Origin of the sequence: Serratia sarumanii, assembly GCF_029962605.1 — a bacterium.
Classification (GTDB): domain Bacteria; phylum Pseudomonadota; class Gammaproteobacteria; order Enterobacterales; family Enterobacteriaceae; genus Serratia; species Serratia sarumanii.
The window spans coordinates 1661952-1686504 of the sequence record NZ_CP124750.1 but is presented as its reverse complement, the minus strand read 5'-3'; the positions used below and the strand labels follow the sequence as shown (position 1 = coordinate 1686504).

Here is a 24553-nt window from a genome sequence, read left to right as displayed (position 1 = left end):
ATGGGGGATATCCCCCCATCATCACTTCCCGCTTTTAACTTTAGTCCATGCGCGGGTAATGACACGGTCCAGCTTCGGCGACTGTACGTTAAGCGTGAACAGCTTGGCGCGCAGATCGGCCGGCGGATAGACGTTCGGGTTATTGCGCACCTCAGCGTTCACCAGCGGCGTAGAGTCCTTCACCGCATTGGCGTAATAGACATAGTTGCTGATGCCCGCCATCACGTCAGGTTTCATCAGGAAGTTCAGGAACTGGTACGCGGCGTCTTTGTTCTTGGCGTCCGCCGGCATGGCGAACATGTCAAAGTAGGTCAGCGCCCCTTCTTTCGGGATCGCGTAGGCCACGTTCACGCCGTTCTTCGCCTCTTTGGCGCGGTTGGCCGCCTGCATCACGTCGCCCGACCAGCCGATCGCCACGCAGATATCACCGTTCGCCAGATCGTTGATGTATTGAGACGAGTGGAAGTAACGGATGTTCGGCCGCAGCTTCAGCAGCAGATCGTTAGCCGCGCCGGTATAGTCCGCCGCGTTGGTGCTGTTGGGATCTTTGCCCAGGTAGTGCAGCACGGTGGCGTAGACCTCGCTCGGCGCATCGAGGAAGGAGACGCCGCAGCTTTTCAGCTTCTCGAGGTTTTCCGGCTTGAGGATCAGATCCCAGCTGTCGACCGGCGCGTCTTTGCCCAATGCCGCCTTCACCTTGTCGACATTGTAGCCGATGCCGGTGGTCACCATCAGGTAAGGGATGCCGTATTTGTTGTCCTTGTCATTGTGCGCCACCAGCTTCAGCATCTCGGGATCGAGATTCTTGTAGTTGGGCATTTTGCTCTTGTCGAGCGGCTCGAAGATGCCGGCCTGCGACTGGCGCTCGAGGAAGTTGGATGAAGGAACCACCAGATCATAACCGGTGCTGCCCGCCATCAATTTGCCTTCCAACACTTCGTTGGAGTCAAAGACGTCGTACACCACCTTGATGCCGGTTTCTTTCTGGAATTTGGCCAGGGTATCCGGCGCGATATAGTCGGACCAGTTATACACGTGCAGCGTTTTCTCTTCGGCTGACGCCGTGACGGACGCGGCCATCAACAGGCCGGCAACCACACCCGATAACCACTTTTTACGTTGGGTGACCATCCGTAACTTCCTCCAAAACAGGGTGAATCATAGAATTGAACTTGTATCTGCAGCGATACAAAACCTTTCCTGATCGAGCGCAATCGTTGCAACCGCGAACTGAATGGCTATGCATATGATTGTATGCGCCTTTTTTCACTGCCCTGCTCGCGTGGCCACAAGGGAAATCGCAAGCCCTTTGCAGAATCAGCAGCATAGCCGCTGCCATCGCAACCCGCCAGCCCCCAGGGTAAAAAACGCCTTTTATCGATTTTTTATGCAGTTTTTCTCTATGTGATACGCCATTAACGGCACAAAAGGCGAGAAAGATCGGGCGGCAAAGGCCAAAGTGCAGAATATTTTATTGCGGAGGGGAATAACGGCAGCATGCCGCCGGAGCGACGGCATGCTTAAGGTACGACGAGGATCAGTGCAGCATCGGCTGACGCACGGCGCCAGCGGGGATCTCTTCTTCATCACCCATAAACAGCAGATCGTTCGCCCGCGCCTCGAGGATCACCATCGAGACCTGCTCTTCGCCCTGCTGCATGAAGTGGGTAAACTGCTCGTAGGTGATGCCGACCGCCACGCTCAACGACTGGCAGACGATCAGCTTCGGCAGGTTGTCGTCCTGAATGTCGACGAACGCCTTGATGGTCAGCGAACTGGCGTTGATCTGGCTCAGGTCCGCCACCAACGGGATCAGCGCGGTCGGCTTCACCTCGGCCAGCGCGGAAAACAGAATGACGTTGTCCACCAGATCTATCTTGGCGTCGAACACGCCGTCGAAGTTCTGCATGTGCGGCAGGTGCAGCGCCTGGCAGGAATCGCACTCAAAGAAAGAGATGCCCGACTGATCCAGCCAGCGCCGCAACAGCGCCAAATCGGGGACAATGAGTGAATCCATAATAACCAGCCTCACAATATTCAATACGCGAAAAGGCGCATAGCTTACGGAATATTCACCCGATACGCCACGATCAATGCGGCTTAATTCACTAATTCAGATATTGCACGGCGGGAAAAGCGCGCCGCCCACCCGTCAACCGCCGGATTTCAGGCGAAAGCCCGGCCGGCCGCGCTGCTCAATGTATTCGATCATCATGCCGGCGATGTCCAGCCCGGTGGTGGTTTCCACGCCTTCGAGCCCCGGCGACGCGTTGACCTCCATCACCAGCGGGCCGCGCTCGGCGCGCAGGATATCCACCCCGGCGACGTCCAGCCCCAGCGTACTGGCCGCTTTCACCGCGATCGCCCGCTCCCTGGCGGTGATGGTCACCTTGCGGGCGGTGCCGCCGCGGTGCAGGTTGGAGCGAAACTCGCCCGGCTTGGCCTGCCGTTCGATGGCGGCCACCACCCGGCCGCCGACCACCAAACAGCGCACGTCGCGCCCCTGCGCTTCACGCACGTATTCCTGCACCAGGATGTGGGCGTTCAGCCCGCGAAAGGCGTCGATCACGCTTTCCGCCGCCTGGCGGGTTTCCGCCAGCACCACGCCGATGCCCTGCGTGCCTTCCACCAGCTTGACCACCAACGGCGCGCCGCCGACCAGTTCGATCAGGTCGCCGGTATCGTCCGGCGAATGGGCAAAGCCGGTAATCGGCAGATCGATGCCCTGCCGCGCCAGCAGCTGCAGCGAACGCAGCTTGTCGCGGGCGCGGGTAATGGCCACGGATTCGTTTAGCGGGTAGCTGCCGAGCAGCTCGAACTGGCGCAGCACCGCCGTGCCATAAAAGGTGATGGCGGAGCCGATGCGCGGGATCACCGCATCGTAACGCTCCAGTTGGCGGCCGCGATAATGAATGGTCGGCGCCGCCGGATTGATGTTCATGTAGCAGGAGAGCGGATCGATGATATCGATGCTGTGCCCGCGATCTTCCGCCGCTTCACGCAGCCGCTTGCATGAGTAGAGCGTTCCGTCGCGAGAAAGAATGGCAATTTTCACTCGTCACCCCAAAGGCCAACGCCTGCCCGGCAGGCGGGTTAGCGGCCGCGGCGCTCAGGCGCGCGGATCGCTGTCCTGATTATCTTTCGATTGCGGTTTGCGGCGATCGTTTTCCGGCGGCAACCCGCCGCGCATCAGCGGCCCAAAGCCCTGCACCACGCGCCACACCAGAAACGCCGCCGCCGGCACCATCAGCGCCACGCCGAGGAAAATCATGCCGACCGCCGCCTGCTGCGAAGCCAGCCAGCCCGGCAGCTGCAGGTGCCCGTGAATGCTGAGGTAGGCCAGCACCAGCATCACGATGCCCAGCCCTTCCAACACCAGCACCGGGCGCGGTAAGTCACCGAATGAACGCATATTTTTCTTCTCCAGAAGGTCTGCCTCCAGTGTAGTGAATTCCCGTCGGCGGCGACAGTCCCGGCAGACTAATTGGTTACATGAATCAAACTAACAGGTAATTCCTGCTTTTTTTTCGCCGGCTCAACGGGCATAGTAGGCACCATCTGACGCAGGTAATGACTTTTTCGGTGACGGGATGTCGTTGCGGTAGCGAACAATTTATTGAAAATCCAATTAAGGAGCGTTGCATGTTTGCAGTAATCTTCGGGCGTCCTGGCTGTCCTTATTGTGTCCGCGCTAAAGAACTGGCGGAAAAACTGACTGAAGAACGCGACGATTTCAACTTCCGTTACGTTGACATCCACGCGGAAGGCATCACCAAGGCCGATCTGGAAAAAACCGTCGGCAAACCGGTTGAAACCGTGCCGCAGATCTTCCTGGATGAGAAGCACATCGGCGGTTGCACCGATTTCGAAGCTTACGCCAAAGAACACCTGAACCTGTTCCAGTAAACTTTTGAACGACAAAGACAAAAAAGGCGCTTAACGCGCCTTTTTTTATTGCCGCTGCCGCCGGTGCAGCTGCTGCAGCGTCTGCAACAGGCCGAGGGCGAACAGCATCAGCATCGCGCCGAACACGCACCAGAACACCGCGCTGGTGGCGTACGCCAGCTCCTGCCAGAACGAAGAGGACGGCGTCAGCCAGAAGTGGCGGATCAACAGGCACAGCGGCAGCGCATACAGCGCGCCGAGCAGCGGGCAAAGCAGCCGCTTGCGGCTCGACAGATAGCTGGCGATCGCACCGGGGATCACAAACAGCAGCAGGCCGGTTTCGCCGTGGTGCTCATGATCGGTGCTGCCGAACAGGCCGGTTTGCTGGCCGAGAAACACCAGGCTGAACAACAGAAAACAGCTGAGAATGCCCAGCCAATATCTATAACTCGTCATGCGAATTCTCCCCCACCCAATTACCGCATCAATAGAAATCGGCCCGCTCACCCGCGCGGTGACGCTGAACCGAATTTTTTCCTTGGTCAAAAGAGAGTTAAATGCGCACGGCGGCGCAGGAAATCAGCTTTCTGTGCTGGCTGTCATCGGTCATAGCGTCTAGAATGAACGCCGCCGAACGATGGTTCGCTTTGCCTTCCGCTGGTGGTGATTTATAACGTCGTTTTAAGGCTGAATCTATCTCTTATAGTTATCTATATCAAGCACTTACTGGTAAACAATAAGTTATCCTCCGTGAACATAAACGTCGCTAGTTTGTTAAACGGTAACTACATTCTGTTACTGTTCGTGGTACTCGCACTGGGGCTGTGCCTCGGTAAACTCCGTCTGGGCTCCGTCCAACTCGGTAATTCCATTGGCGTTTTGGTGGTTTCGCTGCTGCTCGGCCAGCAACACTTCGCCATTAACACCGAGGCGCTGAATCTCGGCTTCATGCTGTTTATTTTCTGCGTCGGCGTGGAAGCCGGACCCAACTTTTTCTCGATTTTCTTCCGCGACGGCAAAAACTACCTGATGCTGGCGCTGGTGATGGTCGGCTCGGCGATGGTTATCGCCATCGGTCTCGGCAAACTGTTCCACTGGGACATCGGCCTGACCGCCGGCATGCTGGCCGGCTCGATGACCTCGACGCCGGTGCTGGTGGGCGCCGGCGACACGCTGCGCAACACCATCGTCAACGGCCCGGCGCTGCTGGCGGCGCAGGATCATCTGAGCCTTGGCTACGCCCTCACCTACCTGATCGGTCTGGTCAGCCTGATCTTCGGCGCGCGCTACCTGCCGAAGCTGCAGCACCAGGACCTGTCCACCTCTGCCCAGCAGATCGCCCGCGAACGCGGCCTGGACACCGACAGCCAGCGCAAGGTCTACCTGCCGGTGATCCGCGCCTACCGCGTCGGCCCCGAACTGGTGGCCTGGGCCGACGGCAAGAACCTGCGCGAACTGGGCATCTACCGCCAGACCGGCTGTTACATCGAACGCATCCGCCGCAACGGCATTCTGGCCAACCCGGACGGTGACGCGGTGCTGCAGGTGGGCGACGAGATCTCGCTGGTCGGCTACCCGGACGCCCACGCGCGGCTGGACCCGAGCTTCCGCAACGGCAAGGAAGTGTTCGATCGCGATCTGCTCGACATGCGCATCGTGACCGAAGAGATCGTGGTGAAGAACAGCAACGCGGTGAACAAGCGCCTGAGCCAACTGAAGCTGACCGACCACGGCTGCTTCCTCAACCGCGTGATCCGCAGCCAGATCGAAATGCCGATCGACGACAGCATCGTGCTCAACAAAGGCGACGTGCTGCAGGTGAGCGGCGACGCGCGCCGGGTGAAGAGCGTGGCGGAGAAGATTGGCTTTATCTCCATCCACAGCCAGGTGACCGACCTGCTGGCATTCTGCGCCTTCTTCATCATCGGCCTGCTGATCGGCCAGATCACCATTCAGTTCAGTAACTTCTCGTTCGGCATCGGCAACGCCGCCGGCCTGCTGATGTCCGGCATCATGCTCGGCTTCCTGCGCGCCAACCACCCGACCTTCGGCTACATTCCGCAGGGCGCGCTGAACATGGTGAAAGAATTCGGCCTGATGGTGTTTATGGCGGGCGTGGGCCTGAGCGCCGGCGCCGGCATCGGCCACAGCCTGGGCGCGGTCGGCGGCCAGATGCTGATCGCTGGGCTGATCGTCAGCCTGGTGCCGGTGATTATCTGCTTCCTGTTCGGCGCCTACGTGCTGCGCATGAACCGCGCCCTGCTGTTCGGCGCCATCATGGGCGCCCGCACCTGTGCGCCGGCGATGGAGATCATCAGCGACACCGCGCGCAGCAATATCCCGGCGCTGGGCTATGCCGGCACCTACGCCATCGCTAACGTGCTGTTAACGCTGGCGGGTTCACTCATCGTGGTGCTATGGCCAGGGATACTCGGCTGATCGATTAGCGGGAGAGATGGATCGGCGATAAAAATATTTTGATTTTTTTGTCGCCGGCCAGAACTTTCGTTGGGGGCCGCAGTCTGAATTAGTGCCACTGCTTTTCTTTGATGTCCCCATTTTGTGGAGCCCGATAATCCCGCCTTTTAGGTTCAAGATTATCGGGTTTTTTGTTGCCTGAAAAACGTATTACATCAACGGCCCACGACCCCGAAATGCACATTTTTGCTGTGGTTCGGTCACACATCCCTCTTCTCATTCGTCATCTATATGTGTTAACCCGATAAATGAGGAGTTCTTATGACTACGCCAGTGAATACCGACCCTGTCAATCATGCGCAAACCATTGCCAACGTTTTTTCCGCGCTGCTGAAAGTGCATGGCGCTATCGACGCGCACAATCTAGAGCGCAAAATCTACCATCTCGTCCTCCTGCGCGCTTCGCAAATCAATGGCTGCGGTTACTGTGTCGAGATGCATACCAAAGAAGCGCGTGAGGACGGTGAAACCAACGCACGTCTGGACAGGCTGGTGGTATGGGAACACGTTGATGATTTCACGCCTCGCGAGCGCGCCGCATTTGCCTGGACAGAAGCGTTAACGCGGCTTGAACGCCATACCGAGTATGGCCCACTGCGCGCGGCATTGCGCGCGTACTATTCCGAGGAAGAAATCAGCGCGCTAACCGCAAATATCACTATGATAAATCTGTGGAATAGAATTCATATTTCCGGCCACTAATATGAAAAACGACAAGTATGCAGCACTGTTCGAATCGAGAAGACCGTTTCTGATCGGCCTCGCCTATCGTATTTTAGGTTCTCTGGCCGACGCGGAAGATGCCGTGCAAGATACCTATATCAAATGGTTAAATGCGGATCGCCACAGCATTCTGAATCCTGCTGCCTGGCTGACCACCGTCTGCACTCGTCGTTGTCTTGACCTGCTGCGCGCCGCGCAGCAGGCTCGCGTCGATTATGTCGGTATTTGGCTACCAGAACCCATTCAAACCGCCGTAGCCAAAACGCCCGAGCAAACGTTGGAACTCTCATCGTCGCTGTCGACGGCCTTTATGCTGTTGCTCGAAAGACTCACTCCCCGCGAGCGCGCAGCCTATTTGCTGCATGACATCTTTGACTTGCCCTACGCGGATCTCGCCATGACATTAGGTGGAGAAGAAACGGCGTGTCGTAAACTGGTGTCACGCGCGCGCGAAAAAGTTGGCCGCCCAGAGGAGCGTAAAACCCAGCCCACAGAGCGGCAGGAAGCCTTGCTTATCGCTTTCAAAACGGCGGTGGAAACGGCAGATATCGAACCGCTTTCGACCCTGTTGTCCGAAGACGTTAAGCTCAGTGCGGACGGCGGCGGCAAAGTGCCCGCCAACCTGGCTGAACTCGTCGGCAAACGTGACGTGCTCGAATTTATCGGCGGTAAATTGCCCGTATTTTGGCGAGCCTATCTCTGGCAACACGCGCTCATCAATGGCGTGCCAGGCGCCTTGCTATCCGAACAAGGCCGTATTACGGCGTCTGTCAGTCTCAGTTTGAATGCCGAAGGCCGACTGGCTCAGGTATTTATCGTGCGCAACCCAAGCAAACTTTCGCAACTCGACCGTCTGTGGACAATGCCTCTGCGGTAAGAATACCCTTACAACATGTGCCCATTTTCTGGTATTACAGCGAGACGGTTTATTGACTGACAGGAGCAGGCGGCCATTTCCCGCCACGCTTAATTAGCTCGTCTCTGATGCGCTCAAGAGACTCTTTCGCCTCACTGCCGTCCTGACTCCTATTAATCAGCCGTTGCAGCTGATTGCCCATCGTCCAACCCGAGTTGCCTCTTATATCGCTATCGGCACCTTTTTCTAAAAGAAGAATGACGTGGTCATAGGAGTGATAGTCTAAAGCATCGATGAGCAGCGTATCACCCAGTGAATTTCTTATATTTATATCCGCACCATAATCCAACATGACCTCTAATGTTTCTGTGTTTTTTGCAAAGATGCTATTAAATATAATGGGTTGATTATGAACCTTATCCCTAGCATTTGGAGAAAGTCCGCCCTCTAACATAGCCTGTATCCAGATACCTTTATCCGCTTTCATAACAAATTCAGCTGGGCTACCTGGCGTGTTGGGTTGAGGCTGTAAAGGATCTGCGCCGGCTTTTACCAAATCAGTGATAATTTTCAGCCTTTCAGGTGTGGTTTTATCATAGATGGCATTGTTTATTGCCCAGAACAATAAGGTCATTTCTTCCTTAGCTGGACGATTTAAGATCTCTTTGTTTACTGATGATAACTGTTTATCCAACTGCGGCCTATCACCATCATAAATGGCTTTGGCAATGTCCAATTGCTGACCGTCAAAATAATCCTGCGGTTGTAAATCCATACCTTTTTCGCACCCCTGCATGATGAGCGTAGACACTACCATCGTGATAATGAGAATAAGTTTTTTCATATTCTTCCCTTGATTGTGGCAATGTCATCGTCTTTTTCATTTTCAATGCATTGTATCGCCTGGTCTATACCGTGCTTATCCAGCAGTGAGCCTGTTCCACCGGAAAGCGTGTGTTTTACTCCCACGGCGTCAGGCGCCAACATGGACAACCGTTCTTTCGCCATCACCGCCGGCGGATAAAATTTGAGGTCTTTGGCATCCTCCCACAAATCAACCTCCTGCAGCTTGGTCAACAGCTCCCCTTTCACGCGATACGCCTGAATATTATCGACACTGCCTATTATAGAGCCGCCGTATTTTTCTACGGTTCCCGCATGCAATCCAGCGGCATTAAACGTCCAAGCTGGCTTGCCGCTGGCCATGGAGGCAGCAGACGCCATGCCACCGCCTAATGAGTGACCTGCAACGTCGATATTGGATACCTTTGAAATTTTATCGCCAATACCAACCGCTTTTTTGTAGTATTCAGAATTAATCCCTATTCCCTGAGCACCGTTGTTTTTCCAGTCACTGAGATTTTTAATGCCTGATAAGTCACCCCTTATTAAGGCTTTTTGGGTTGCGCGGCTTATTCCCTCCGGGAATTCTGGTGCCCGCGATCCGCGGAATACCACCGTCGGGTTCATCGCCTTGCCAAAGACACTTTCGTCTGGCTGATAAACTCGGGCTAAAAAGTCAGGATTCATTGGTTTGTCATAAAGCATGTTACTGCTCAAACCAAGCCGGCCCAGCGCCCCATCATTGTTACTGATGTCCTTCCAGCCCTCAGGGATGTCTATCGTGTCCTTGAGTGGGTTAGTGGTCTTGTAAACATTCTCAGCCAGCTTCGCTTTTTCGACCGCGACGTTGTTCTCCGCCAATCGCTGTGCCGCCATGCGCGCATCAGGGTAAATGCTGCGGTTGCCTCGCCCTATCAGGTACTGGCGTTCTTGCCAGCGTTCAGCCTTAGTCATCGGACGAATGGCCTGTACCGTGGCGGCAACGGTTGCCACTGCGGTAGCGATGGCTTGCTGCAGAGGGGGATTCCGGGTCGTATTCTGCCTCGCCGGCAGCACCGTCGGTTTTGCCCGCCGGCCATAGCGGCTGACCATTTCTTCATAGCGGGCGATCACGCGCCCAGTTGGATAAAAGGCAGGAAGAGAGCTGCCGGGATAGCGCTGTAATCGGCCTTCCGCGTCGACGTAAAACGCGTATTTCGTCGGCGTCCAGGCGCCCATTCCCTCATCAATCGCCAGCAAGCCGCCCCGATTGAGATCATCGAACACGCTGCGCTTCACAATCGCGTCCTCACGATAACCGGTGACGCCAATACCGGATTGAGTATTGCGGGTTATGGAGTACCGGCTGCTTATCGATATGCCGGCTGCGCCGCCGAACAGATAATGCCGTTCCAGCTCATGGTGCGCTTGTGTCGGGGTGAGTATCCGGGAGAAACTTTCCGGCGCCGTGTGTTCAGAAAAGAGAGAGAGCAGCTTCATACGGCACCAGCCCGTACGTCGGTTCCCTGGGGCGGCGTTCCAGCCCCTTTCCTTGTCACCTCGCCGAGATTTAGCGAACGATAACGCATTGGATATCCTTATCTTGCAAGTCACTGTATGCCCGTGAATGTTCGAAAAACTAGCATAATTCAGCAAAGATTGCTTTGTTGTCTTGCTGTTCACACCGTAAGACCCGATGGAGAGAATTCATGTAATGGTGTTTTTCGGCAGCGGCGTCTGGCAAACGCCATAGGAAAATAAATCTCAGATAAAAGTCTGGCGGAAAATCAGAAGGGATATAGAGAAAAAAAAATGGCACACCCAACGTTGCTGGGCTGCTTTTGCTGCGCCGGCCACAGGCCGGCGCAGCAATGCCCGTTTAGAACCGCTGTTTGATAGGTTCATCACTGTTCAGATTGCCGTTGGCCTGCGCTTCCCCGCAGGTGGTGGGGCCAAAGGCCACCACTTTGCCGTCGCTGTTTCTGAAGCCGACGTAGAACGGCGTCACGGTGCCGTTCGGCAAGCGGTGGTTATAGTCGTGGCACACCCCCTGGCCGTTCAGCGTCGGCAGGGTGGCGATCGGCTCGCCGAAATCCCGGCTTATCGAACGCTTGTCGGCGCCGACGTGAAAAGCGTCGGCGATCTTTTGATCGCGCAGCAGGCTGAAGGTACCGCAGCCGGTTAACAACAGGCTCACCGCCACAACGGCACTCCCTAACCCTTTAATCATTTTTCACTCCCTCTATATATATATTGAACCTGGCGGCAATTACGCTGTGTTGCCGGGTAAACGTCGGCGAGCGCCCAAGGGCGTGCCTGCTCGCAAGAGCATTAAAAAAGAGAAGCCATGCAAATTAATGATTCAACGAATGAGATAACTGCCCCATCGCCCTGGAAAGAACCGAATGGAGACGCGTTACAGTTTGCGGATCACATTGCCAATCAGGCATTTCACCGCGTTGATTTGCGCCGTCAGCCCCGGCTTATCGGCGGGAAACACGCCGTCCAGCGCCGCGGTACCGACGGTGAAACCAACCGCATTGCCCGTCACCACGGCGGCGATGCGATCTTCCCGGTCGATAGACCCGGCGATATAAACCGGTTTGTCGACCGCATCGCACACCCGCCGAATCAACGTCGGCACGTCGCCGGCAAAGCGGTAGGCCAGCAGATCCAGCCCTGTCACGCCCGGTAAAGCAGCGCGCTGGCGGGCGCTGGCGACAATATCGTCAATGTCACCTTCCAGCACGCTGGGGTGGCCGCTGATGCGGCCGGCGAACGGATAGTAGCGCAGGTCAGACTGACGAATGATCGGCAGCACGCTTTCCGGGCGCGTTCCCCCCATCAATACATCAACGCCCAATTCCAGCGCCGCGCGCGCCGAATTCATCTCGCTTTCCTCATCCAGGCTGACCACTTCCAGGTACGCGGTGGCGCCGCCGGCGTGGATCGCCTGCGCCAACTGTTTGAGTTGATCCAGCGGCAGGCCGATATCCTTAAAGCCGATATGCTTCACGCCGGCAGCCAGCACTTCTGGCAGCCGCGCTTGCGCATCGGGCACCGTGCTGTCGTTGCGCGTCAGCATGAAAATAAACTCGGGTGTGTGCATGGTGTTTCCTTATTGTCTTCAGGTGATGTGAGTTATTGGGCGCGCAGCATTTTTTCCGCCTGCCGGAAGGCGTACAGCAGGCTGGCGTGTTCCGCCCGTCCGCTGCCCGCGATATCGAACGCCGTACCGTGGTCGACCGAGGTGCGGATAAACGGCAGGCCGACGGTGACGTTAACGCCGTGATCCACCCCGAGATATTTCACCGGGATCAGGCCCTGGTCGTGATATTGGGCGACCACAATGTCGAACTCCCCGCGCCGGGCGCGCATAAAAACGGTATCGCCGGGCCAGGGGCCGCTGACGTCCAACCCCTGTTCCCGCGCCAGGGCGATGGCGGGCACGATGACGTCAAGATCTTCGCGGCCGAACAGGCCGTTTTCACCGGCGTGCGGATTCAGGCCGGCCACCGCAATGCGCGGTTTCGCTATGCCCAACGCCCGGCAGGCCGTTTGCGCCAGATGAAACGCGCGCAGCTCGTTTTCCACGGTCGCCGCGTCGATGGCGTCCCGCAGCGAAACGTGAATGGAAACCAGGATCACCCGCAGCTCGTCATTGGCCAGCATCATGGCGAAGTCCTGGGTGCCCGATCGCGCCGCCAGGATCTCGGTGTGCCCCGGATAATCGATCCCCGCCAGGCGCATCGCTTCCTTGTTCAGCGGCGCAGTGACGATGCCGGCGATGCGCCCCGCCAGCGCCAGATCGATGGCGGCAACCACCCAGGCATAAGACGCCGCCCCCGCGCGCTTATCGAGCCTGCCGAGGGGCAAGTCCGCCGGCAGCGCAACGCCGGCGGAATAGACGGCGGTCTCCCCCCGCCGCCAGGCTTCGTCCCATCCCGCCAGCGAGGCGGGCAGTTCGCGGATAGGCAGCGTCAGCCCCAGACTGGCCGCCGCGCGCGCCAGTGCGCCGGCATCGCCAATCACCACATAAGGCGTGCTCAACCGCTCTGTGGCCGCCAGTTTGGCAATGATCTCCGGCCCGATGCCGGCGGGATCGCCCATCGTTATCGCCAGCGGCAAGGTGGAAAGGGTCATTGTTCTTCTCCTTCTCGGTCAGCGCGCAACCGGGTTACGCAGTTCAACAACGTACCGGCCCGGCCAAAACCGCCCGCCTTGGTGGCGAACGGCAGCCTGCGGCCCGGCAGATTCAACAAACCGAAAGGCACGCCGGGTTCCACCTCACCGAACAGCGTCAATGAGCCGGCCGCCATAGCGTCGACGATGCGCCGCGCGGTATCGCCGCCGGTCGCCACCAGCCCGTCGAAGGCTGGCGTGCAACGGCTGACGACCGCGCCCAGCACAGCGGCATGGTCCGCCGCACCCGCTCGCGCCCGGGGCGAAATCAGGCAAACCACATCGGCACGCGCAAACGCCGCTCGCACCTCTTGCGCTACCGCCTCGGGATCGGCCGCTTCAGGCAGCGTGACCAGCACCGCGCCCGCCTGCCGCAGGCTTGCCAGCTGGGCGTCATTCGCCGGATGCAGGCTGCCAATCGCCACCAGCACCTTGCGGGCTCTCAGCGGCGGTTGAGCGGGCGGCGCGTTCTCCTCCGAGGACAACGCACGCGACAGCGCCGCCGCCAGGCCCGGCGATCCCACCCACACCACCGGTTCGGCAATGCCGATCCGCCCCACGAGCTCATCCAGCTCGCCGTTGCCTGCGGCGTCGAATACCTGAAAGCGCGTCGGCTCCAGCCCCGCCATGCGCTCCATGACGTAACTGGTGACGATCGGGTTCTTCGGATCGCGCGCAAAGGCGGTCTGCTCCAGCGCGACGCCGTCGACGTATTGCCGGCCGCCCACCGTGGTGCGGCCGGCATCCGGGAAGGCCGGCGCGACGATGGCGAGACGGCGCCCGCTGCCCGTCAGCGCCCCGCGCGTTTCCGGCCCCAGATTGCCACGCAGCGTGGAATCCACCGTTTTGTAGATGAGGCGCGCCGGTTTCACGCAGGCGGCGGCATGGCGAAAACGCCGCTCCGCCTGCTCCGGCGAAACGAAGCGGGAATCTAAATCGAAGGCGACGATCTCCGCGCCCTGCAACGCGGCATCGGGCAGGCGCAGCATGACGCAGGCGCTCAGTCCGCGCGCGGCGAACGGGGCCGCGCCGTCGAGCGCGCTGGTAAGATCATCGGCGAGAATGGCAATCATCGCAGTTACCCGTAAGTGGAAAGTGATGCACACTTTGGCGGATTTGGCTGGCAATAAAAAACGATTTGCGTAGTATCGATGATTGATAAAAACTCAATCAAAAGGGGGCGCAGTGCGTCAACGAAGATTGCCTAACCTGGCGGTATTACGGGCTTTCGAAGCTACGGTGCGGTACGGCAGCGTGTCGAAAGCCGCCAAATCACTCAACGTCACCGACGGCGCCGTCAGCCGTGCGGTGCGCGAATTCGAGCAGACCCTGGGATTCGCGCTGTTTCAGCGCACCAGCCGCATGGTGCACCCGACGCCGCAGGCGCAAGAGCTGGCGAGCGAGATCGGCCGGGGGCTGGACAACCTGCAGTCGGCGATCGACCGCGCCTGTCGGCATCATCAGAATCGCCCGTTGGTGATCTCCTGCGAGCCGACCTTTCTGATCCGCTGGCTGATCCCGCGCCTGGCCGGTTTGCAGCAGGCGGTGGGGAAAGAGCGCGATCTGCAGCTGGTCTCCGCCGGCGGCGCCGTCGCCTTCTCGCGCGAAGGCATCGATCTGGCGATTCGCCGCAACGATTTCCCGATCGCCGACGACGTGGTCGCCCGCCCGTTCCTCAAAGAACGGGTCGGCCCGGTTTGCCGCCGGGAGCATGCCGCGGCGGGGCGTGAACTGCGCGGCACCCTGCTCCACACCGAGACGCGACCGTTCGCCTGGCGCGACTGGTGCGCCCACAGCGGCTTCGAGATCCAGCCGGGCAACGAGCTGCGTTTCGAACATTTCTATCTCAGCCTGCAGGCGGCGGTCGCCGGCGCCGGTATCGGCATCGGCCCTTTGGCGCTGGTGGCGGATGACATCGTCAACGGCGCGCTGGTGGCGCCATATGGCTTTGCGCCTGACGGGACGGATTACGTGCTGATGACCCAGGCCGACGGCCAGGAGGATGCGATATTCTCAACGGTGTTGGATTGGCTGATCGCCATGGGGGAAGAAACCGAACGGGCGGTATTGGCGGGCGGAAAGAAAGCGTAACGGGGAAAAGTCTCCGCCTGCCGCGCAGGGCAGGACAAGCGGAGCGGCGTCAGGCGGCGATTACTTCTGCTCGGCCTGGCTTACGGTATCTTCGGCTTTCCAGATGCGGTATTTCACTTCCGCGTCTTTCGGCGCATACACCACGATCGGCAGGCGGCTGTTGTAGCGCTGCATCGCGGCGTCGCCCAGGTTGGCGGCGATGAATTGCTTGGTCTTGGTGTTGTCCGGGCAGCCCATCATGGTCGAGGCCGGTTCAGAGAGCTTCTCCAGCACCAGATAATCGTAGCCCCAGCCGGACAGGGTTTTGGTTTCCAGCGTGCCGCCGATCATGTGGCGGTTGCAGTCCACCTCCAGCGTCTTGCCGATCAGCAGCTCCACCTTGTAGTTCTCTTCGTGCTCTTGCTTCGGCAGGTAGATCACCTGGCGGTTCATGCCCTTCTCGGCTTTCGGGTAAGGCGCGACCTTTTCCAGCGGCTGCTTGCTGATATCCGCGTCATCGCCAGAGGTAGCCGCCATAGCGCCGGCGGAAACGGCCATCAGCAGGCCGGAAAATACAACGGATGCCTTATTCATGTTTTATCCCTACACGTTGTCAAATAATCCGCCTATAAACTAATACACTACAGCTAAGCCCGCCACAGGTTTAATCTTCTTTACAATAGGCGTTCAATAGTGACAATCGCCTGATATCGTCGATTAACCGGAGCAATGACTCAGCGTTTCTTCAGGTTGGCAACATAGGCCTTCACCACCTGATAGACATAATCCTGGCATGCCAGCCCGGTTTGCGGATCGTAGTTGCCCTGATTGGTGATGTTGTTGGACAACACGCGAATGCCGACGAACGGCACCTTGAATTCGGCGGCGATCTGCGCGGCGGAGGCGGTCTCCATCTCTTCGACCGAAGTCTGATAACTGTCGTGGAAATAGCGAATGCGGTCCAGCTCGCTGTTCCACACGTCGGCCGAGCCGATTACCCCTTCCACGACCTTGCCCTGTCGGTAATCGCCCTTAACGCTTTGCGCAATCGCCAGCAGGTTGGGGTCGGCGGGAAACTGACGCAGGCTGTGCGCCTTTTTGTCCTCGCCGGCGCTGCCTTTGGAAGCCAACAGATCCATCGGCTGCCACTGCCGTGAGTCGCTGCCTGCCCCCAACGCCTTGGCCGGCGTTTTGAACGCCCCGAGATTGACCGAATATTTGCCCAGCACGATGTCATATACTTTCAGTGCCGGATCATGGCCGCCGGCGGTGCCCTGGTTGAAGATCGCCACCGGGCGGAACTGCGTGGCGGCGATCGCCGTGGCCGCCGCGGCGTTGGACATGCCCTTCAGCGTCTCCGACACCACCACCGGGTAGCCGTCTACGGTGCCGTGCCAAAAGCGCCAGCCGCCAATCTGCTCCTCGCGCGGGTTTTCCAACCGCTGGGCGAAACGTTCCGCCTCCACCGGCATGGCGCCCTGCACCACGATCGGCCCGGCCGCCGCAGGCTGGCCAAAGCTCAGCGGAGAAAAGGCCGCACCGGCAGCCGCCAACAGTAAGACACGCGCGTTATTCTGCATCACCACATTCTCATCCCGAAAAAAAGCAAACGATTACCTTAGCCGAAGGCGGTGGCCTCGGATAGGGTTTTCTTACCGGTGGACTAAGGTTTTCTTAAGACAGAATTATTACAGTGGCGTTATTCAATCCTGCCACCGAGCCTGCGCGTGAATCCAGAATCGTCATTAAATCAATCCTCAACGGCACCGCAAATTAAGACAACCGCCCTTTACTCCCTGCCGGCATCCTTTTACCGTTGGCAGGTTTTTGGCCTGCTGATCAGCGGCCTGCTGTTCCTGTGGCTCTCCCGCAACGAACAGCTGGACTGGGCGATCGGCAACCTTTGGTACGATGCCGCCAGCGGGCATTTCCCGTGGCAAAACAATTATTGGCTGGATCTGATCAACCACCGCCTGCTGAAGCAAATAGTGATCGTCGGGGCGGTACTGGCGCTGTTTTGGGGCATCTATCGCCGCAGCGCGCGCCTGATCGTCAGCATGTTGCTTCTCGGCATCGGCCCGCTGGTGGTGGGCATTCTCAAGGCCACCAGCGCGCACTCCTGTCCGTGGGATCTGATCGAGTACGACGGCAAGGCGATGTCCTTCCCGTTGTTCGGTGCGGTGCCGGCGCTGCCGGGCCCCGGCCGCTGTTTCCCCGGCGGGCACGCCTCGAGCGGTTTCGCGGTCATGGCGTTGTTTTTCCTGTTTTATCCGCAGCGCCCGCGCCTGGCCTGGTGGTGCTGGTGCGGCGGCATTGCGCTCGGCATGCTGATGGGCTTTGGTCAGATCATGCGCGGCGCACATTTTCTTACCCATAACCTGTGGGCGGGTTGGTGGGTTTGGTTAAGCCAGTTGGTTATTTATTGGATGGTTAGCGGCTATTGGTGCCGCAAGATGAGGTAACGGTTATGGAGCAGTTAAACCATGTTCTTTTCGCCTGGATCAATGCGAACCCGGCGTCTCCCGAGTGGATGATTGATTTCGCCACCTTTTTGGCGCGCGATCTGATCATTATCGTGCCGCTGCTGATCGTCGGCCTGTGGCTGTGGGGGCCGCAAAGCCAGCTGGTTTCACAGCGCGAAGTGGTGGCGAAAACCACGATCGCGCTGCTGTTCGCCATGCTTGCCGCCTCCACTATCGGCGCGCTGCTGCCGCATGAGCGTCCATTCGTCGCCGGCGTGGGGTATACCTTCCTGGCGCACGCGCCGGACAGCTCGTTCCCGAGCGATCACGGCACCGCCATCTTTACCTTTGCGCTGGCGTTCCTGTTCTGGCACCGGGTCTGGTCCGGTGCGCTGCTGATGATTGTCGCCGTCGGCATCGCCTGGTCACGCGTTTACCTCGGCGTACACTGGCCGCTGGATATGGTCGGCGGTTTCCTGCTCGGTCTGGTCGGCTGCCTGTTCGCCCAGCTGGTGTGGAATCTGTTCGGCGATGCCCTCGCCGACAAGCTGTCGCGCCTGTATCGTTTCTTGTTCGCCTTCGCCATTCGCCGCGGCTGGGTGAAAGAGTAACCGTACAACATGACCGGGGCGTTACCGCCCCGTGATTTCACACCACGCCGGTGGTCACGCAGAACGCCCGCGTTTTTCCCGCTCCCAGCATCACCCCCGCCTCACCCTCTGACGCATTCGGGCGGCAGTTCGCCGGCTGAACAAAGGCCAGCAGCCGCCGGTTGCCCTGAACGGCGATGCGTCGCAGGCCATAGTTGAACTGCCCGGTAGCGAAGCGCGTGACATAACGCCGGCCTTGCGGCGTCAGCATAAAGAACTCGGCCTGATCCACATAGCGCGTCAGATCGTCGGAGCACAGCAGTTCTTGCCCGATCGCATCCCCTAACAAAGCCGGCGTCGGCAGATTCTGGCGGAATACCGCGTCGGGAATGCAATCATAGTTGAGGCGACACACATAGCGCAGCGGCTGCGGCCGCTCGGCCAGGTTAGTGACCTTCATCTCTATGGCGAACTGCGCGCTCTGGGCTGCCAAACGCAGCGCCGGGCCGATGCGCCAACGCCCGCCCAACCGCTCGCCTTCGCCATGCAACGTCAGCTCATCGCCCGTCAGCTGCAGCCACACGCGCTGCATCTGCAGCGGCGCGCCGTCGTGGCTCGGCCAGGCGGGGCAGAACGCCGCGTCGTCAGCGCGCTTTCTCCCGAGACCGCGGGCGCTGCGGCGGCCCGATTTCAATGAATAACCGTCAAACTCGGCGTCCCAAATCGCCAGACCCTCATACGGCAAGACCGTCAGCGCGCCGCGGCAGTTCGCCAGCGTCAGCATCGGCCCGCGTTCTGCGCAGCGATGCGCGCTCACCGCGAAATCCGCATTGCGGAACAGTTCCTGCCGATGCGCCCCGAAAGCTTCAGGATCCAGTTCGATGTTGATCTTCATCTTTTTTCCCCTCGACGTTGCGCCCGCGCAGGCCGCGAGCCGTTAAATGTTATTTAAATAACAAAACTCCGCCTTTAAGTTATACGTATAACGGCCTGTTCGCGACGATCTCGTCGACATTTTTTAAACATCGCTAGGTTTATCGGCATCTGAATGTTATTATTTTCACATTACCCATCCGGCTTACTGTCTTAACTTCACTAAGGAATCGCGATGACCACCGAAAACATCGATTACGCCAGCTACGTTGACCACACCCTGCTGGCGATGGACGCCACCGAACTGCAGATCGCCAAACTGTGCGAAGAAGCGCAGCAGCACAACTTCTATGCGGTATGCGTCAACTCCGGCTACGTGCCGCTGGCGGCCCAGCTGCTGCAGGAAAGCACCGTGAAAGTCTGCTCGGTGATCGGCTTCCCGCTGGGCGCCGGCCTGACCGTCGCCAAAGCCTTTGAAGCCAAAGCGGCGATCGCCGCCGGCGCGCAAGAGATCGATATGGTGATCAACGTCGGCTGGCTGAAAAGCGGCCTGCTGGACGAAGTGAAAGCCGACATCGCCGCCGTGCGCGAGGTTTGCGCGGCTATCCCGTTGAAGGTAATATTGGAAACCTGCCTGCTCAGCGATGCGCAGATCGTCCAGGTTTGTGAAATGTGTCGCGAACTCGATGTCGCCTTCGTGAAAACCTCTACCGGCTTCAGCACCGGCGGCGCTCGGGAAGAGCACGTCAAACTGATGCGCGAGACCGTGGGCAGCGAAATGGGCGTGAAAGCTTCCGGCGCCGTGCGCGATCGCGCCACCGCCGAGAAGATGATCAACGCCGGCGCCACGCGTATCGGCACCAGCTCCGGCGTCGCCATCGTATCCGGCGCCCAGCCGGCGGCGGGCAGCTACTGATCGTCGGCATGCCCTGACGGGCATAGCCAATACACAACGATGCGGGACAATACGGGCGGCCAATGCGGCCCGATATTGCCCCGCATCGTTTGTGTTTAACGCCGGAAACGCCGGCACGCCCTTACATCTACTACCTGTGGGAAGACGGATCTATGGAAACGCGGCGCGAAGAACGTATCAACCGGTTAGTTCAGGCGTTAAAACGCGCTGACAAGATCCACCTGAAAGAAGCCGCCGTGCTGCTGGGGGTCTCGGAGATGACCATTCGCCGCGATCTGAGCGCCGAACCGGCGGCGGTGGTGCTGCTCGGCGGCTACGTGGTGACCGATCCGCGCAGCAACGGCGTCACCAACTACTTCGTTTCCGATCAAAAAGCCAAGCAGGTGACGGAGAAACGGCGCATCGGCCTGCTGGCGGCGCCGTTGATCAATGAAAACGACACGGTGTTTTTCGACTGCGGCACCACCACCCCGGCGATCATCGACGCCATCGCCGACGAGCTGATCTTCACCGCCGTGTGTCATTCGCTGAACACCTTCCTGGCGCTGCAGGACAAACCGAACTGCAAAGTGGTCCTGTGCGGCGGTGAGTTCAAGCCGAACAACTACATCTTTTCCAGCGTCGGCGGCCGCAACGAGCTCGATCACATCTGCCCGAACATCGCCTTTATCTCCGCCGCCGGCCTCAGCCTGCAGCACGGCGCCACCTGCTTCAACTTCGACGAGCTGGAGATGAAGCATCGCGCCATGGCGATGGCGCAGCAAAAGATCCTGGTGGCGGATCACAGCAAGTTCGGCAAAACCAAACCGGCCTGCATCGGCCCGCTGACGCAGTTCGATCGGGTGATCAGCGACCGCCAACCGGACGCCGACTTCATGGCGTTCTTCAACGACAACGCCATCGCTACCCGCTATTAATTCGCCTTCTGCGCCGTCGAAACCGACGGCGCACCGCTGCAATCCCCTTCTTTCCCCGCCCGAAAATGAACAAATAATGCGCAATCGATTCGCGTTTTTCGCTTATCCGCACGCAACATCAGGTTAATAAAATGCAACAGGTCACCCGGGTGATTATTTTCTCGCAGGCTAAACCCGCTGCCGGCTGGGTAAATTAACGACTATTTATGGCTTTTATATGATAAATCGCGCCAAAGGCCGCGATGTTTAAATAAACGGCGGTTTAAGCGGTTGAAGCAAATATCGCCAATACCTGTTAGGCATCTGTTATTTATATGATGAATGGTTACGCATTTCTATCCGCTAACCACGTAAGTAATTTCCCTTCGTTATTAACGGCGATTTTCATTAAAAACCATTTAAAAACAAATCGATGAATGAAATTTTACTTAAAAATACAATGTGATCCACATCACTAAAACTGCTTAATCCGGGTTTTTCGCTAGATCCAAAACCACGCATAAAATATATTGCTCGGCTTGCTGCTGAGCACAGCGCTTTATCCGGCTAATTATTGTACAAACCGCATAATCGCAGAAATTATTATGAGAGCGTTCTCAGCACAAAATCTTACACAAATGTGCAACAAATGCGCGAAAAATCGATAAAAAAGCAGATAACTGCACATATTGCGCATTTGAGAGCAGGATCACGGTTGTTTCTACTGTAAATCGTTATCTTGCCGCCAACAAAAATCGACAGGCAAAGACCTGTCGGCAGCGGTAACGACTTTTATCGCCCGTGACGGTGAAAAGTCTTTAGTGAATTACCCGGCGCTGTGCCTTGGTAATGAACACAATAAACAACCAGGGGGACGCCAAAACATCCCCGCAAGCAACACCTGATTCTTACCGCAAGCGTTGCCTGAATAGGACGTTTGACGGTTTAACCTTAAGTTTTGCCTTTTAATTTTAAATTCGTGTTCACTTCGGAGATATTTATGGACACTACACAGACCGGCACAATTGCCTCTGCGGCCTCGGGCTCCAGCAGTACCTGGCGTAAAACGGATACCATGTGGATGTTGGGCCTGTACGGCACCGCCATCGGCGCAGGCGTCCTGTTCTTGCCAATCAACGCCGGCATCGGCGGTTTGATTCCTCTGATCATCATGGCCATCATCGCTTTTCCGATGACCTTCTTTGCCCACCGCGGCCTGTGCCGTTTCGTTCTGTCCGGCAAGAATCCCGGTGAAGACATCACCGCCGTGGTAGAAGAGCACTTCGGCATCACCGCCGGTAAACTGATCACCCTGCTGTACTTCTTCGCCATCTACCCGATTCTGCTGGTTTACAGCGTGGCGATCACCAACACCGTCGACAGCTTCATCACCCACCAGTTGGGTATGACGTCGCCACCGCGCGCCATCCTGTCGCTGATCCTGATCGTCGGCCTGATGACCATCGTGCGCTTCGGTGAGCAGGCCATCGTGAAAACCATGAGCATCCTGGTCTTCCCGTTCGTCGCGGTGCTGATGCTGCTGGCGGTGTATCTGATCCCTAACTGGACCGGCGCCATCTTCGAAAACGTGTCGCTGTCCGGCAGCGGTACCGGCATGGGCCACGGCCTGATCATGACCCTGTGGCTGGCGATCCCGGTAATGGTGTTCTCCTTCAACCACTCGCCGATCATCTCCGCCTTCGCCGTCGCCAAACGTGAAGAGTACGGCGCAGACGCCGAGAAGAAATGCTCCCGCATTCTGGCCTACGCACACATCATGATGGTGCTGACCGTAATGTTCTTCGTGTTCAGCTGCGTGCTGAGCCTGACGCCGGAAAACCTGGCGGAAGCCAAGGCGCAGAACATCTCGATTCTGTCTTACCTGGCTAACCACTTTAATAACCCGATGATCGAGTACATCGCGCCGGTTATCGCCTTCGTCGCCATCACCAAATCGTTCCTGGGCCACTACCTGGGCGCGCGTGAAGGCTTCAACGGCCTGGTTGCCAAGTCGATGAAGAGCCGCGGCAAAACCGTCAGCACCGCCAAGCTGAACCGCATGACCGCTATCTTCATGCTGGTGACCACCTGGATCGTCGCCACCCTGAACCCAAGCATCCTGGGCATGATCGAAACCCTGGGCGGCCCAATCATCGCCATGCTGCTGTTCCTGATGCCGATGTATGCCATCCGTAAAGTGCCTGCCATGCGCAAGTACAGCGGCCACATCAGCAACGTGTTCGTGGTTGTGATGGGTCTGATCGCCATCTCTGCTATCGTGTTCAGCCTGCTCGGCTAATCACGTCCGGCCGGCGCCGCTGCGCGCCGGCCCTCCCGCACTCCCCCATTTCCCGTATTCACCGCCTGAAACCTGAAGAAGGAGGCGAGACCATGGTCAGCGTTTTCGATATTTTCAAAATTGGCATCGGCCCATCCAGTTCCCACACCGTTGGCCCGATGAAAGCCGGCAAACAGTTCGTCGACGATCTGATCGCCCACCAGCAGTTGCAGGACACCACCCGCGTGGTGGTCGACGTGTACGGTTCGCTGTCGTTGACCGGTAAAGGCCACCACACCGATATCGCCATCATCATGGGCCTGGCCGGCAACCTGCCGCACGACGTGGACATCGACAGCATTCCCGGCTTTATCCGCGACGTCGAACAGCGCGGCCGCCTGCCGCTGGCCAACGGCCATCACGAGGTGGATTTCCCGCAGCACGGCGGCATGAATTTCCACAGTGATAACCTGCCGCTGCACGAAAACGGCATGCGCATCCGCGCCTTCGCCGGTGAGCGCCTGCTGCACAGCAAAACCTATTACTCGATCGGCGGCGGTTTCATCGTCGACGAAGAGCACTTCGGCCAGTCTGCCGAGGGCGCCACGCCGGTGCCCTACCCGTTCAAATCGGCGCACGATCTGCAGCAGCATTGCAAAGACACCGGGCTGTCGCTGTCCGGCCTGGTGATGCAGAACGAGCTGGCGCTGCGCAGCAAGGCCGATATCGACGCGCACTTCGCCGACGTCTGGCAGGTGATGAGCGCCGGTATCGAGCGCGGCATCAACACCGAAGGCTTGCTGCCCGGCCCGATGAAGGTGCCGCGTCGCGCCGCCGCGCTGCGCCGCATTCTGGTGACCGGAGACAAGAACAATATCGACCCGATGAACGTGGTCGATTGGATCAACATGTTCGCGCTGGCGGTCAACGAAGAGAACGCCGCCGGTGGCCGCGTGGTCACCGCGCCGACCAACGGCGCCTGCGGCATCATTCCTGCGGTGCTGGCTTACTACGACAAGTTCATCCGTCCGGTAAACGCCAACTCCTACACCCGTTACTTCCTGGCATCCGGCGTGATTGGCGCGCTGTACAAGATGAACGCCTCGATCTCCGGCGCCGAAGTGGGCTGCCAGGGGGAAGTGGGCGTGGCCTGTTCGATGGCGGCGGCCGGGTTGACCGAGCTGCTGGGCGGCAGCCCAGCGCAGGTGTGCATCGCGGCGGAGATCGCCATGGAGCACCATTTGGGGCTGACCTGCGATCCGCTCGCCGGCCAGGTTCAGGTGCCCTGCATCGAGCGTAACGCCATTTCCGCCGTCAAGGCGGTCAACGCCGCACGCATGGCGATGCGCCGCACCAGCGAACCGCGAGTTTGTCTGGATAAGGTGATCGAAACCATGTACGAAACCGGCAAAGACATGAACGCCAAATACCGCGAAACCTCGCAGGGCGGGCTGGCGATCAAGGTCGTGGCCTGCAACTGACCGCCACGGCGAGGCACTTAAGGCGCCGGCCGCTCCGATTG

At 58.5% G+C, this 24553-nt stretch carries 25 protein-coding genes; 11 read left to right on the top strand and 14 right to left on the bottom strand.

Annotated elements, in window-relative coordinates; all coding sequences use genetic code 11:
- Positions 1–21: 21 nt before the first annotated feature.
- From potF to SSARUM_RS08010, 4 genes are all read right to left on the bottom strand, one after another.
- The gene (gene potF / locus SSARUM_RS08025; protein ID WP_033637811.1) at positions 22–1131 is read right to left on the bottom strand and encodes a spermidine/putrescine ABC transporter substrate-binding protein PotF; all 1110 of its coding nucleotides are present in this window, start codon (positions 1129–1131) and stop codon (positions 22–24) included.
- 406 nt (positions 1132–1537) lie between these two features.
- Entirely contained in the window at positions 1538–2017 is a 480-nt protein-coding gene (locus tag SSARUM_RS08020) for a type III secretion system chaperone family protein (RefSeq protein ID WP_004938666.1), read from the bottom strand.
- Positions 2018–2152: 135 nt separating this feature from the next.
- The gene (rimK, locus tag SSARUM_RS08015; protein ID WP_033637810.1) at positions 2153–3055 is read right to left on the bottom strand and encodes a 30S ribosomal protein S6--L-glutamate ligase; all 903 of its coding nucleotides are present in this window, start codon (positions 3053–3055) and stop codon (positions 2153–2155) included.
- A 54-nt stretch (positions 3056–3109) separates the two neighbouring features.
- A complete protein-coding gene (locus SSARUM_RS08010; protein ID WP_033646672.1) occupies positions 3110–3412 on the bottom strand; it encodes a YbjC family protein in 303 nt (100 codons plus the stop codon).
- 230 nt (positions 3413–3642) lie between these two features.
- On the opposite strand from SSARUM_RS08010, the gene SSARUM_RS08005 reads away from it, so the two are divergent.
- Entirely contained in the window at positions 3643–3906 is a 264-nt protein-coding gene (locus tag SSARUM_RS08005) for a GrxA family glutaredoxin (RefSeq protein WP_004938676.1), read from the top strand.
- 45 nt (positions 3907–3951) lie between these two features.
- Here SSARUM_RS08005 and SSARUM_RS08000 read toward each other — a convergent pair whose 3' ends face one another.
- Positions 3952–4341, bottom strand: a complete 390-nt coding sequence (locus tag SSARUM_RS08000) for an inner membrane protein YbjM (RefSeq protein WP_033637808.1) — start codon at positions 4339–4341, stop codon at positions 3952–3954.
- A 294-nt stretch (positions 4342–4635) separates the two neighbouring features.
- On the opposite strand from SSARUM_RS08000, the gene SSARUM_RS07995 reads away from it, so the two are divergent.
- The 3 genes from SSARUM_RS07995 to sigJ all read left to right on the top strand — a co-directional run bounded on the left by SSARUM_RS07995 (position 4636) and on the right by sigJ (position 7963).
- Positions 4636–6324 (top strand): aspartate:alanine antiporter, encoded by a 1689-nt coding sequence (locus SSARUM_RS07995; RefSeq protein ID WP_004938680.1) that lies wholly within the window; start codon positions 4636–4638, stop codon positions 6322–6324.
- A gap of 300 nt (positions 6325–6624) precedes the next feature.
- The gene (locus tag SSARUM_RS07990; RefSeq protein ID WP_049213125.1) at positions 6625–7065 is read left to right on the top strand and encodes a carboxymuconolactone decarboxylase family protein; all 441 of its coding nucleotides are present in this window, start codon (positions 6625–6627) and stop codon (positions 7063–7065) included.
- A 1-nt stretch (position 7066) separates the two neighbouring features.
- Positions 7067–7963: an RNA polymerase sigma factor SigJ gene (gene sigJ, locus SSARUM_RS07985; RefSeq protein WP_049213126.1), complete on the top strand. Its 897-nt coding sequence runs from the start codon at positions 7067–7069 to the stop codon at positions 7961–7963.
- A 49-nt stretch (positions 7964–8012) separates the two neighbouring features.
- On the opposite strand, the gene SSARUM_RS07980 is transcribed toward sigJ, so the two are convergent.
- The 6 genes from SSARUM_RS07980 to SSARUM_RS07955 form a co-directional block, all read right to left on the bottom strand.
- The gene (locus SSARUM_RS07980; protein ID WP_060429810.1) at positions 8013–8786 is read right to left on the bottom strand and encodes an ankyrin repeat domain-containing protein; all 774 of its coding nucleotides are present in this window, start codon (positions 8784–8786) and stop codon (positions 8013–8015) included.
- Positions 8783–10264, bottom strand: a complete 1482-nt coding sequence (locus SSARUM_RS07975; protein WP_049213128.1) for a hypothetical protein — start codon at positions 10262–10264, stop codon at positions 8783–8785. Before SSARUM_RS07975 ends, SSARUM_RS07980 begins: the two co-directional genes overlap by 4 nt.
- A gap of 379 nt (positions 10265–10643) precedes the next feature.
- Positions 10644–10994, bottom strand: coding sequence for a hypothetical protein (locus SSARUM_RS07970; RefSeq protein WP_140926889.1), 351 nt, complete (start codon positions 10992–10994; stop codon positions 10644–10646).
- 186 nt (positions 10995–11180) lie between these two features.
- Positions 11181–11873 (bottom strand): beta/alpha barrel domain-containing protein, encoded by a 693-nt coding sequence (locus tag SSARUM_RS07965; protein WP_060429806.1) that lies wholly within the window; start codon positions 11871–11873, stop codon positions 11181–11183.
- A gap of 32 nt (positions 11874–11905) precedes the next feature.
- Complete coding sequence (gene pdxA, locus SSARUM_RS07960) at positions 11906–12907, bottom strand: 4-hydroxythreonine-4-phosphate dehydrogenase PdxA (protein WP_038881152.1); 1002 nt, start codon at positions 12905–12907, stop codon at positions 11906–11908.
- Positions 12904–14073: a four-carbon acid sugar kinase family protein gene (locus SSARUM_RS07955; RefSeq protein ID WP_140926891.1), complete on the bottom strand. Its 1170-nt coding sequence runs from the start codon at positions 14071–14073 to the stop codon at positions 12904–12906. Before SSARUM_RS07955 ends, pdxA begins: the two co-directional genes overlap by 4 nt.
- A gap of 58 nt (positions 14074–14131) precedes the next feature.
- On the opposite strand from SSARUM_RS07955, the gene SSARUM_RS07950 reads away from it, so the two are divergent.
- Positions 14132–15037 carry a LysR family transcriptional regulator gene (locus SSARUM_RS07950; protein ID WP_053091702.1) on the top strand — a complete coding sequence of 302 codons (906 nt, stop codon included), beginning with the start codon at positions 14132–14134 and terminating at the stop codon, positions 15035–15037.
- A 60-nt stretch (positions 15038–15097) separates the two neighbouring features.
- On the opposite strand, the gene eco is transcribed toward SSARUM_RS07950, so the two are convergent.
- Entirely contained in the window at positions 15098–15610 is a 513-nt protein-coding gene (gene eco / locus SSARUM_RS07945) for a serine protease inhibitor ecotin (protein ID WP_033637803.1), read from the bottom strand.
- Between the two features lie 140 nt (positions 15611–15750).
- On the bottom strand, positions 15751–16596 hold the full coding sequence (locus SSARUM_RS07940) for a 5'-methylthioadenosine/S-adenosylhomocysteine nucleosidase (protein WP_060429804.1): 846 nt from the start codon (positions 16594–16596) through the stop codon (positions 15751–15753).
- Between the two features lie 147 nt (positions 16597–16743).
- On the opposite strand from SSARUM_RS07940, the gene SSARUM_RS07935 reads away from it, so the two are divergent.
- Both SSARUM_RS07935 and ybjG read left to right on the top strand, forming a co-directional pair.
- Positions 16744–17478, top strand: a complete 735-nt coding sequence (locus tag SSARUM_RS07935; protein ID WP_060429803.1) for a phosphatase PAP2 family protein — start codon at positions 16744–16746, stop codon at positions 17476–17478.
- Positions 17479–17483: 5 nt separating this feature from the next.
- Complete coding sequence (ybjG, locus tag SSARUM_RS07930) at positions 17484–18089, top strand: undecaprenyl-diphosphate phosphatase (protein ID WP_060429801.1); 606 nt, start codon at positions 17484–17486, stop codon at positions 18087–18089.
- A gap of 37 nt (positions 18090–18126) precedes the next feature.
- On the opposite strand, the gene SSARUM_RS07925 is transcribed toward ybjG, so the two are convergent.
- Positions 18127–18963 carry an aldose epimerase family protein gene (locus tag SSARUM_RS07925; protein WP_033654635.1) on the bottom strand — a complete coding sequence of 279 codons (837 nt, stop codon included), beginning with the start codon at positions 18961–18963 and terminating at the stop codon, positions 18127–18129.
- 213 nt (positions 18964–19176) lie between these two features.
- Here SSARUM_RS07925 and deoC point away from each other — a divergent pair, with 213 nt between their 5' ends.
- The 4 genes from deoC to SSARUM_RS07905 all read left to right on the top strand — a co-directional run bounded on the left by deoC (position 19177) and on the right by SSARUM_RS07905 (position 24512).
- Positions 19177–19857: a deoxyribose-phosphate aldolase gene (deoC, locus tag SSARUM_RS07920; protein ID WP_033637798.1), complete on the top strand. Its 681-nt coding sequence runs from the start codon at positions 19177–19179 to the stop codon at positions 19855–19857.
- 152 nt (positions 19858–20009) lie between these two features.
- Positions 20010–20774 carry a DNA-binding transcriptional repressor DeoR gene (deoR, locus tag SSARUM_RS07915; protein WP_033637797.1) on the top strand — a complete coding sequence of 255 codons (765 nt, stop codon included), beginning with the start codon at positions 20010–20012 and terminating at the stop codon, positions 20772–20774.
- Between the two features lie 979 nt (positions 20775–21753).
- Complete coding sequence (locus SSARUM_RS07910; RefSeq protein ID WP_004938697.1) at positions 21754–23052, top strand: HAAAP family serine/threonine permease; 1299 nt, start codon at positions 21754–21756, stop codon at positions 23050–23052.
- A 92-nt stretch (positions 23053–23144) separates the two neighbouring features.
- Positions 23145–24512, top strand: coding sequence for an L-serine ammonia-lyase (locus tag SSARUM_RS07905; RefSeq protein ID WP_033646691.1), 1368 nt, complete (start codon positions 23145–23147; stop codon positions 24510–24512).
- The last annotated feature ends 41 nt before the right edge of the window (positions 24513–24553 follow it).